This is a genomic window from Xanthomonas sp. SHU 308, from assembly GCF_000364645.1.
GTDB classification, from domain to species: domain Bacteria; phylum Pseudomonadota; class Gammaproteobacteria; order Xanthomonadales; family Xanthomonadaceae; genus Xanthomonas_A; species Xanthomonas_A sontii.
In genome coordinates this window covers 1-10,539 of the sequence record NZ_AQOK01000038.1, presented here as the reverse complement: position 1 = coordinate 10,539, position 10,539 = coordinate 1, and the positions used below count along the sequence as shown (strand labels likewise).

Below are 10,539 nucleotides of genomic sequence, written 5' to 3'. Positions count from 1 at the left end.
CCGACGCCGGCCGCGACGAACCGGACATGGGCCCGCTGGTCAGCGCCGCGCACCGCGAGCGCGTGCTCGGCTACATCCACAGCGGCGTGGCCGAGGGCGCGCGCCTGGTGGTCGACGGGCGCCCGGCGGGCGCGCCCGACCATCCGCGGGGCTTCTTCCTCGGCGGCAGCCTGTTCGACCACGTGCACAGCGACATGCGCATCTACCGCGAAGAGATCTTCGGCCCGGTGCTGTGCGTGGTGCGGGTGGCCGACGCCGCCGCCGCGCTGCGCCTGATCGCCGACCACGACTACGGCAACGGCGCGGCGGTGTTCACCCGCGACGGCGGCGCCGCGCGTGCGTTCGCGCGGCAGGTGCAGGCCGGCATGGTCGGCATCAACGTGCCGATCCCGGTGCCGATGGCGTTCCACAGCTTCGGCGGCTGGAAGCGCTCGCTGTTCGGTCCGCTGCATGTGCACGGCCCGGACGGAGTGCGCTTCTACACCCGGCTCAAGACCGTCACCGCGCGCTGGCCCGAGGCCGCGGCCGGCGCCGAGTTCGCGATGCCGACGATGCGGTAAAGGGCTGGGAATGGGGAATCGGGAATAGGGAATCGCAAAAGCGCCGCGGCGCGCACCGGTCAACGGGCAGGCGCATCCCTTGCTGTTGCTGTTGCTGTTGCTGTTGCTGTTGCTGTTGCCATTCCCCATTCCCGACTCCCCATTCCCGGCCAAGCGCCAAGCGCTTGGCCCACCGCAGCGCAACACGCGCCGACCATGCCCGGGTGTAGCCTTGCGCCACCCCGGCGTCCGGCCGGGATCCACCGCCGCCACAGGAGCCGCTCCATGATCAAGGTCAGCGTGATGTACCCGTACACGCCAGGCGCCCGTTTCGACCATGCCTACTACCGCGACACGCACATGCCGCTGCTGCAGGCGCGCATGGGCGCCGCCTGCCTGCGCTACACCGTGGACAAGGGCCTGTCCGGCGGCACCCCCGGCAGCGACCCGACCTACGTCGGCATGTGCCACATCTTCAGCGAGTCGGTGGAGGCCTTCCAGGCCGGCTTCGGCCCGCATGCGGAGGAGATCCTCGGCGACATCAAGAACTACACCGACCTGACGCCGGTGATGCAGATCAGTGAGGTGGTGGTGGGGTGAAGCCGGGAATGGGGAATCGGGAGTAGGGAATCGGAAAGCGCCGCATGCGCGAACGACTCAGGCCATGCGGCCGCGACACACGCTGTTGCCATTCCCGATTCCCCACTCCCGATTCCCGGCCTCTACAATGCCGCCCCCGTCGCCACGCCGCACCGCCCGTTGATGAACATCGTTGTCAAAGAAGACCTCAAGGCCTATATCGATCCGCTGACCGCCGACGAATACGCTGCCCTGGAACGCAGCCTGCTGGCCGAGGGCTGCCGCGACGCGCTGGTGCTGTGGGGCGACATCCTGGTCGACGGGCACAACCGCTACGGCATCTGCCAGAAGCACGGCCTGCCGTTCCAGACCGTGCAGAACACCCGCTTCCAGTCGCTGCAGGACGTGCACCTGTGGATGATCGACCAGCACCTGGGCCGGCGCAGCGTCTCCGACTTCCAGCGTGGCGTGCTGGCGCTGCGCAAGCGCGAGATCCTCGCCGAGCGGCGCGCCAGCGTGGCCGCCGCGGAGGCTCCCGCGGCCGACGCCACTGACCCGGACGCGGCTGGCGAGACCGCCAACGACACCGACACGCCACCCTGGGCCGACGCACCGGCACCGCTCAGCCGCGCCGAACTGGCGCGCGTGGCGCGGCTCAGCAACAGCCAGGTGGTGCAGATCGAGAAGATCCAGAAGCAGGCCGCAGCCGAGGTGGTGGAAGCGGTCAAGTCCGGTGCGATCTCGATCAATGCCGCCGCGGCAGTGGCCAGCCTGCCCGAGGAGGAACAGCGCGCCGCGGCGATGGCCGGCAAGGACGAACTGAAGCAGGCCGCCAAGCGCGCCCGCGAGTCCAAGCGCAAGCCCAAGCCGGCGCCTGCGGACGCCGCCGAGGACGCGGCCCCGGCGGCGGATGCCGAGGGCGACACGGCGGCCACGCTGCGCCGGCGCGTGGCCGAACTCGAGGCCGAGAACCAGGCGCTGCGCGAGGAAGTGGCGGCGCTGCGCGCGCAGTTGCCGGGCTGATCCACGCGCACCGGCCATCCGTGCCGCGGCCGGATGACCTCGCCGCCGCGCATGCAACCGCGCTCACCGCGCACTGCGTAGACTCGGCCGCATGAGCGTGTCTTCCGCCCCTGCCCTGCCCCCCGATCCGCGCCGCGCGCAGCTGCGGCGCATGAAGCTGCTGGCGGCGCTGTTGTTGCTGGCGATGCTGTGCGGCTTCCTGCTCAGCCATGCCATGGGCCTGCACGGGGTGTGGGCCTGGGTCGGCGCCTTCTGCGAAGCGGCCACGGTCGGTGCACTGGCCGACTGGTTCGCGGTGGTGGCGCTGTTCCGGCATCCGCTGGGCCTGCCGATTCCGCACACCGCGATCATCCCGCACGGCAAGGCGCGCATCGCCGACAGCCTGGCGGTGTTCGTGCGCGATCAGTTCCTGGAACCGGGCGCGCTGCTGGCCAAGCTCAGCGCGTTCGATCCGGCGGCGCGACTGGGCCAGTGGCTGGCCGAACCGGCGCAGTCCGCACGGCTGGCCGATCTGGCCCGCGGCTGGGCGTTGCAGGCGCTGGACCTGCTGGACGAAGCGGCAGTGCGGCGCCGCATCCATGGTTTCGTGGTGGCGCGGCTGCGCGACTGGGACGCCGCCGCCACCGCCGGCGAACTGCTCGGCCTGCTCACCGCCGACGGCCGCCACCACGCACTGCTCGACGAAGCGCTGACCCGGCTCGGCCGGCACCTGGACGATGCCGCGGTCAAGCAGCGGGTGTCGGCGATGATCGTCAAGTACGCGCGGCGCGAATGGCCCAAGCTGGTCGGCACCGTGGAATGGGTGAAGCCGGTGGAAGGCATCGCCGACACCCTCGCCGAGCGCTTGGCGCACGCGCTGCTGGAGGAACTGCAGGAGGTGCTGTCGCAACCGCAGCATCCGCTGCGCCAGGACTACGAGCGCTGGCTCGGCGGCTACGTGCAGCGGCTGCGCGCCGATCCCGCCACCGCCGAGAAAGTGCAGGCGCTGAAGCAGCGGCTGATCGACCACCCCGGCGTACAGGCGTACGTGCAGGGCCTGTGGGATCAGATCCATGCTGCGCTGCGCGAGGACCTGTCGCGCCAGGACGGCGCGCTGGTGCAGCACCTGCAGCGCGCCCTCGGCGCGCTCGGCCAGTCGCTGGCGCAGGATCCGGCCCTGCGCGAGGCGCTCAACCAGCACCTGCTCGGCGGCGCCGAGCGGCTGACCCAGCGCCTGCGCAGCGGCGTCACCGAGCACATCGCGCAGACCGTGAAGGGTTGGGACGAACGCCACCTGGTCGAGCAATTGGAGCTGAGCGTGGGCCGCGACCTGCAGTACATCCGTTTCAACGGCACCCTGGTCGGCGGATTGATCGGGCTGGCGCTGCACGCTGCCGTCACGCTGCTTGGCTGAGCGTGCATGGCAAGGATGCACTGCGCCGCTCGAGCGGCCGGCCCGCTGCCGACGCACGATGCGACGCACGCACCCCACGACGGACCGCCGACCCGCGGCACCCGGTGCCATCCACGCAGCAAGGTGTAGACACGCCTCGACTCTTTGCACCGAAGGGCTGGCGCGACCGCCACGCCCGCGCTAGCGTTGGGGGACGACCTGCGGGGCCTGCGTCGCCGCTGTGAACGCCATCCCGCAACCGGTCGGGGGAAGCCGATGCGCGTGCCGAACGCGCGTTCGCCAGAGGGAAGGGGAGCATGTCGAAGAAACGCCGGACACCCATCGCCGGCCCTGCGCGGCTTGCGCGGCTCGCCGCCCTGGCCGTGCTGGCCGTCGGGCTGCTCGCCGCGCTGCTGATCGCGCATGGCGTGCAGCAGCGCAACCGCGCGCAGGCGCAGGCGCGCTTCCAGCAACTGGTCTCGCACGTGGCCAGCGATCTGCGGCAGCGCCTGGACATGTACGAGCATGGCCTGCGCGGCGCGCGCGGTGCGGTGATCGCGGCCGGCGGCGACCGCATCTCGCGCGAGCGCTTCTCCCGCTACAGCGCCTCGCGCGACTATCTGCGCGAGTTTCCCGGGGTGCGCGGCTTCGGCTACATCCAGCGGGTGCCGCGCGCCGACGAGGCGGCGTTCCTGCAGCAGGCCCGCGCCGACGGCGCACCGTCGCTGCAGATCCGCGAGCTGGCCCCGCACGACGGCGACCGCTTCGTCATCGTCTATATCCAGCCGGTGGAGTCCAACACGCCGGCGCAGGGCTTCGACATCGCCTCCGAACCGGCGCGACGCGACGCGGCGATCGCCGCCGCACACTCGGGCAAGCCCACCATCACCGCGCCGATCCGCCTGGTGCAGCGGCCGGGGCTGGGCAAGAGCGGCTTTCTGCTGTTGTTGCCGGTGTATCGCGAAGGCCTGCCGCTGCAGACCCCGGAACAGCGCTGGCAGGCCACCAGCGGCTGGGCATACGCGCCATTGAGCATCACCGAGGTACTGGCCTCCTCCGACGACCACAGCAACGCGCTGCAGCTGAGCCTGGCCGACAGCCTGAACCCTGGGCAGCCGTTCTATCGCGACGACGCCACACCGATCCTGGCCGGAGGCCCCACCGCCGAGCGCACCCTGGCGGTCTATGGACGCCAGTGGCGTATCGGTGCACGCGCCACGCCGGGCTTCGTGCGCTCGCTCGACCAGATCTCGCCGCTGTTCGCCGGCGCGCTGGCCGCCGGTATCGCGCTGCTGCTCGCCACCCTGCTGTACGTGTTCCTGACCAGCCTGCGCCGCCGCGACCTGATCCTCAGCGAGCAGAGCCAACTGGCCGCCCTGGTCGCCGGCACCAGCGAAGCGATCGTCGCCGAAGACCTGAACGGCCGCGTGACCCACTGGAATCCCGCGGCCAAGCGCATCTTCGGCTACACCCCGGAGCAGGCCATCGGCCAGCCGCTGCAGCGGTTGCTGGGCGCGCACGTCCGCGATCCCATCGACAGCGGCGACGGCGTCCGCGAGCTGCGCCACCGCGATGGTCACACCGTCAGCGTCCTGGCCAGCGTCTCGCCGATCGCCGGCACCCGCGGCGGCACCATCGGCCATTCGCACCTGCTGCACGACGTCACCGAACAGGTGCGCGCGCAGGCGCGGGTGCTGGAGCTCAACGCCACGCTGGAGCAGCAGGTGGCCGAGCGCACCAGCGAACTGGTGACCTATTCGGCACTGCAGCGCGCGATCCTGGCCAATGCCGGCTACGCGATCGTCGCCACCGACCCGGACGGCGTCATCACCCTGTTCAATCCGGCCGCCGAACTGCTGCTCGGCTACGCCGCGCACGAGCTGATCGGGCGCAAGGCCACCGGCCTGTTCCTGGATCCGGAACAGCTGAGCGCACGCGCCGAGCGCATGGCCGCGCAATCGGGCATGCCGGTGCAGCCCTCGTTCGAGTCGGTGGCCGCGCTGTCCACGCTGGGACGCAGCGACACCCGCGAGTGGACCTACCTGAGCAAGGATGGCCACGCCTTCCCGGTCTTGCTCACCCTGAGCACGCTGCGCGACGACGACGACCGGGTGATCGGCTACCTCGGCATCGCGGTCGATCTGACCGAGCAGAAGCGGCGCGAGCGCGAGCTGCGCCTGGCGATCGACGCGGCCGAAAGCGCCAACCAGTCCAAGAGCGATTTCCTGGCCAACATGAGCCACGAGATCCGCACGCCGATGAACGCGATCCTGGGCATGCTGTACCTGCTGCGGCACAGCGCGCTGTCGCAGGCGGCGCAGGACATGATCCAGAAGATCGAGCTGTCCGCACGCAACCTGCTGGAGATCATCAACGACATCCTCGATTTCTCCAAGATCGAGTCCGGACGCATCGACCTGGAATCGGCGCCGTTCGATCTCAACGAGTTGCTGGAGAACATCGCCGCGCTGATGACCTCGGCGACCAGCGCCAAGCCGGTGGAGATGATCGTCGAGCCGCTGCCGCCGGGCTGCCGCTGGCTGCGCGGCGACGCGCTGCGCCTGAACCAGGTGCTGATCAACCTGGTGGGCAACGCCATCAAGTTCACCGAACAGGGCGAGGTGGCGCTGTCGGTGCGCGCCTTCCCCGGCGCCGAACCCGGCAAGCTCAAGCTGCTGTTCTCGGTGCGCGACACCGGCATCGGCATCCCGCGCGAGAAGCAGAGCCTGATCTTCTCGCCGTTCCTGCAGGCCGACACCTCCACCAGCCGCCGCTACGGCGGCAGCGGCCTGGGCCTGACCATCAGCCGGCGCCTGGTGGAGCTGATGGGCGGGCAACTGGAAGTGCAGAGCGCCCCCGGTCAGGGCAGCGATTTCTACTTCGTCATTCCGTTCACGGTGGCGCCGGCACCGGCCGACGACGACGCACCGGCGCAGGCGCGGCGGGTGCTGATCGCCGACGACCACGACCTGGTGAGACGCAGCCTGACCGACATCGCCAACGGCTTCGGCTGGCAGGTGGAAGCGGTGTCCAGCGGCACCGCCGCGTTGGCCGCGGCCGCGCCGGAACGGGCCGAGTTCGACGTGATCCTGCTGGACTGGCGCATGCCCGACCTGGACGGGTTGAGTGTGGCCCAGCGCATCCGCGCGCAATCGGCGCCGGACCGGCAGCCGATCATCGTCATGGTCACCGCCTACGAGCGGCGCATGATCCAGGAGCAGCAGCCTGGCGTCGCCGACGTGGATGCGGTGATGACCAAGCCGGTCACCGCCTCGGCCCTGCAGCGCACCATCGCCATGCTGCTGGCGCGTCGCAACGGCGAGCTGCCCGCGGCAGCGCCCGGCGACGGCGTCGCACGCCTGGCCGGGGCCCGCTTGCTGGTGGTCGACGACAGCGACATCAACCGCGAGGTCGCGCAGCGCATCCTCGAAGGCGAAGGCGCGCTGGTCGAGCTGGCGCAGGACGGCGCCCAGGCGCTGCAGCGGCTACGCCGCGATCCCGGCCGCTTCCACGTCGTGCTGATGGACGTGCAGATGCCGACCATGGACGGCTACGAAGCCACCCGGCAACTGCGTGCCGATCCGGACCTGGCCGCCGTGCCGGTGATCGCCCTCACCGCCGGCGCCTATCGCCAGCAGCAGGAGATGGCGCTGTCCAGCGGCATGAACGGCTTCATCGCCAAACCGTTCCAGGTCGAGGACCTGATCGCGATCATCCGCCGGTTCCTGCCGCCGAACCTGACCGCGCTGCCGCTGCTGCCGCTGGCGGTGCCACCGCCGGTGCTGCCGGCGGACGACTGGCCGGTCAGCGACCCTGCGTTGCTCGATACCGTCCAGGCGCAGCGGCTCTGGGGCGAACGCGAGCCGTATCGGCGCTATCTGCTGAAGCTGTTGCAGGAACATCCCGACCCGGCGGCCAGCGTCCGCACCCTGGTGGAAGCGCAACGGCCGGCCGAGGCCGTGTCGCTGGCGCACAAGTTGCGCGGCTCGGCCGGATCGCTGGCCTTGCCGGCGTTGAGCATCGCCAGCGCCGCCCTCGAAGAACGCTTGAGCACGGCGCCGACGCAGGCCGATGCCGAGATCGCCGCGCTGGCCGCGGCGATGGCCGACACCGCGGCCGAAGTGCTGCGCTTCGCCGACGCCACCCAGGGTGCGGCGCCACCCGCGGCAGCGAACCTCGCCGCGGTCGATCCGGCGACGCTGCAGGCGTCCTGGTATCAGGTGCTGCAGGTGCTGGACAGCGACGATCCGGACCGCATCGACCGCACGCTGCGGCAACTGGCGCCGGTCCTGCCGGCGGCACAGGCCGCCGAACTGCAACTGTTGCTGGAGAATTTTTCCTTCCGCGAAGCCGAGGCTCAAGTCAGGCGATGGCTGGCCGATGCACGCGATTGAGAGTGCGCCGCCCGCGCGGCGGCGCGTGTCCGACGGGGAACCCACCATGACCCAGCCTTGCATCCTCTGTGTCGATGACGAACCCAGCAACCTGGCGCTGATCCGCCAACTCCTGCGCGAGGACTACGCGCTGGTGTTTGCCAAGAACGGCGCCGAAGCCCTGCGCGGGGTGGCCAAGCACCGCCCGGCGCTGATCCTGCTGGATGTCGACCTGCCCGACATCGACGGCTACACCCTCGCCCGCACCCTGAAGGAAGATGCGCGCAGCGCGGCGATCCCGATCATCTTCGTCACCGGCAAGGACAAGGACACCGACGAGAGCATCGGGTTCGACGCCGGCGGCGTGGACTACATCACCAAGCCCTACTCGCCGAGCATCCTGCGCGCGCGGGTGCGCACCCACCTGTCGCTGGTCAGCGCCACCAGCCTGGCCGACAGCCACCGCGACGCGATCCAGATGCTGGGCATGGCCGGCCACTACAGCGACTCGGACACCGGCACGCATATCTGGCGCATGGCCGCCTACGCCCGCGCGCTCGCGCTGGCCGCCGGCTGGTCGTGCGAGGACGCCGACCTGCTGGAACAGGCCGCGCCGATGCACGACACCGGCAAGATCGGCATCCCCGATGCGGTGCTGAAGAAGCCCGGGCCGCTGGACGCCGACGAGTGGCAGGTCATGAAGCGGCACCCGCGGATCGGCTACGACATCCTCAGCCGCAGCAGCGCGCCGCTGTTCCGGCTCGCCGCCGAGGTCTCCCTGTACCACCACGAGCACTGGGACGGCGGCGGTTACCCGGCCGGCGTTTCAGGCACGCAGATTCCCGAATCGGCACGGATCGTGGCGCTGGCCGACGTGTTCGATGCGCTCACCTCACCGCGCCCGTACAAGGACGCATGGCCGCTGGAACAGGCGATGGCGCTGTTCCGCGACAAGGCCGGCAGCCAGTTCGAGCCACGTCTGGTCGAGTTGTTCGAGGCGATCCTGCCGCAGATCCTGCAGATCCAGGCGTACTGGAACGAGCGCGAGACCGAGGATGACCCGCCGCCACGCGGCAAGGCGCAGGCCGCGCTGGGGCATCACGGCAGTTGATACAAGCCCCTCTCCCCCCGGGAGAGAGGGTTGGGGTGAGGGGACGGCGCGAAGCGACGCGCAGAGATCGAGGACACGCGGCGTCGCCCGTCCCCTCACCCGCGCCTTCGGTGCCCCTTCTCCCGGATGGAGAAGCAACAGCGCACTACGCTCCGCGACGGGCGTGACCGGTCACGCCCATCGCGGCTGAAGCCGCTCCTGCAGAAAGACACACGAGGCACCGCTTCTCAGCGCCGCTGCAGACGCCAGGCGCGGTGGATGCGCGGGTTGCGCTCGAAATCCACGTCGATGGTCTGCGCGCTGATCTCCTCGCACACCGCGAATTCGGCCAGCGCGTTCTCGTCCAGCTTGAAGCGGCGGAAGTTGTTGGAGAAGTACAGCACGCCCTCGGGCATCAGCCGCGCCACCGCCGCGCGCAACAGCCGCACGTGCTCGCGCTGGATGTCGAAATCCTCGGCGCGCGCGGAATTGGAGAAGGTCGGCGGGTCGCAGAAGATCACGTCGTAGCGGTTCTTCTCCGCCTCCAGCCAGCTCAGCGCGTCGGCCTGCACCAGCCGGTGCTGGGCGCCGCCCTTGCCATTGAAGGCCAGGTTGTCGGCGCACCACTGCAGATAGGTGCCGGACAGGTCCACGCTGGTGGTGGAATCGGCGCCGGCCACCGCCGCCTGCACGCTGGCCACGCCGGTGTAGCAGAACAGGTTGAGGAAACGCTTGCCGCGCGCCTGCTGCGCCATCACCCCTCGCAGCGGGCGGTGGTCGAGGAACAGCCCGGTATCCAGGTAGTCGAACAGGTTCACCCGCAGCAGCGCGTCGTGCTCGCGCACCACCAGGAACTCGCCGCGCTGCTCGAAGCGACCGTACTTGCTGCCGCCCTTGCCGCGTTCGCGGGTCTTCAGCGCCACCTGCTCGGCCGGCACCGCGAACACCTCGCGCGCGGCCGCCAGCAGTTCGTTGCGGCGGCGGCGCACGTCCGCGTCGGGAATGCTGTCCGGTGCCGCGTATTCCTGCACGTGCAGGAAGGTGCGCGCCTGGCCGCCGTCTTCCTGGTACACGTCGATCGCCGCCGCGTACTCGGGCAGGTCGGCGTCGTAGGCGCGGTAGCAACTGATCCCCGCCCGCGTGCGCCAGGCCTTGAACTTGCGCAGGTTCTTGCGCAGGCGGTTGGCGACCATCTGCGCACCGTCGCTGAGCGCGCGCGGCTCCTCGCTGGCGCCCGCGCGCGGCGCGACCGCGATCGGGTCGCAGACGATCAACGGGCATTCCAGCGCGCCGTTGAACATCTGGTATTTCTTGGCCGCGCGCAGGCCGGTGGCATAGGCCAGTTCGTCGCTGCCGCACAGCAGGCTGGCGCGCCACTGCGGCACCGCGCGCTTGAGCGCATCGCCCAGGCGCCGGTACAGCGCCGCGTCGGCGGCCAGGCGCTCGTCGTAGGGGGGATTGCACACCACCGTGCCCAACGCCTGCGCCGGCGCGGGCAACGCCGCGACGTCGTGCGCGGCGAAGGCGATCGCCTCGACCACGCCGGCCGCCAGCGCGTTCTCG

General features: G+C 70.6%; 7 protein-coding genes. 6 read left to right on the top strand and 1 reads right to left on the bottom strand.

Annotation, left to right across the window (positions count from 1 at the left end):
- The 6 genes from D588_RS0102000 to D588_RS0101975 form a co-directional block, all read left to right on the top strand.
- A partial coding sequence (locus D588_RS0102000) for an aldehyde dehydrogenase family protein (protein WP_017914780.1) occupies positions 1 to 560 on the top strand: 560 nt, incomplete at its 5' end.
- Positions 561 to 824: 264 nt separating this feature from the next.
- Positions 825 to 1,139, top strand: a complete 315-nt coding sequence (locus D588_RS0101995) for an EthD family reductase (protein WP_017908811.1) — start codon at positions 825 to 827, stop codon at positions 1,137 to 1,139.
- A 162-nt stretch (positions 1,140 to 1,301) separates the two neighbouring features.
- The gene (locus D588_RS0101990) at positions 1,302 to 2,141 is read left to right on the top strand and encodes a hypothetical protein (protein WP_017914779.1); all 840 of its coding nucleotides are present in this window, start codon (positions 1,302 to 1,304) and stop codon (positions 2,139 to 2,141) included.
- Positions 2,142 to 2,292: 151 nt separating this feature from the next.
- Positions 2,293 to 3,534 (top strand): DUF445 family protein, encoded by a 1,242-nt coding sequence (locus D588_RS0101985; protein WP_017914778.1) that lies wholly within the window; start codon positions 2,293 to 2,295, stop codon positions 3,532 to 3,534.
- Between the two features lie 296 nt (positions 3,535 to 3,830).
- On the top strand, positions 3,831 to 7,907 hold the full coding sequence (locus D588_RS0101980) for a CHASE domain-containing protein (RefSeq protein ID WP_051067817.1): 4,077 nt from the start codon (positions 3,831 to 3,833) through the stop codon (positions 7,905 to 7,907).
- A 46-nt stretch (positions 7,908 to 7,953) separates the two neighbouring features.
- On the top strand, positions 7,954 to 8,997 hold the full coding sequence (locus tag D588_RS0101975) for an HD domain-containing phosphohydrolase (protein WP_017914776.1): 1,044 nt from the start codon (positions 7,954 to 7,956) through the stop codon (positions 8,995 to 8,997).
- A gap of 227 nt (positions 8,998 to 9,224) precedes the next feature.
- On the opposite strand, the gene rlmKL is transcribed toward D588_RS0101975, so the two are convergent.
- On the bottom strand, positions 9,225 to 10,539 hold a 1,315-nt coding region (gene rlmKL, locus D588_RS0101970; protein ID WP_017914775.1), incomplete at its 5' end, for a bifunctional 23S rRNA (guanine(2069)-N(7))-methyltransferase RlmK/23S rRNA (guanine(2445)-N(2))-methyltransferase RlmL.

Coding starts and splice junctions, on each gene's coding strand:
- D588_RS0101995 (WP_017908811.1), top strand. CDS start 825: ATGATCAAGGTCAGCGTGATGTACCCGTACACGCCAGGCGCCCGTTTC.
- D588_RS0101990 (WP_017914779.1), top strand. CDS start 1,302: ATGAACATCGTTGTCAAAGAAGACCTCAAGGCCTATATCGATCCGCTG.
- D588_RS0101985 (WP_017914778.1), top strand. CDS start 2,293: ATGAAGCTGCTGGCGGCGCTGTTGTTGCTGGCGATGCTGTGCGGCTTC.
- D588_RS0101980 (WP_051067817.1), top strand. CDS start 3,831: ATGTCGAAGAAACGCCGGACACCCATCGCCGGCCCTGCGCGGCTTGCG.
- D588_RS0101975 (WP_017914776.1), top strand. CDS start 7,954: ATGACCCAGCCTTGCATCCTCTGTGTCGATGACGAACCCAGCAACCTG.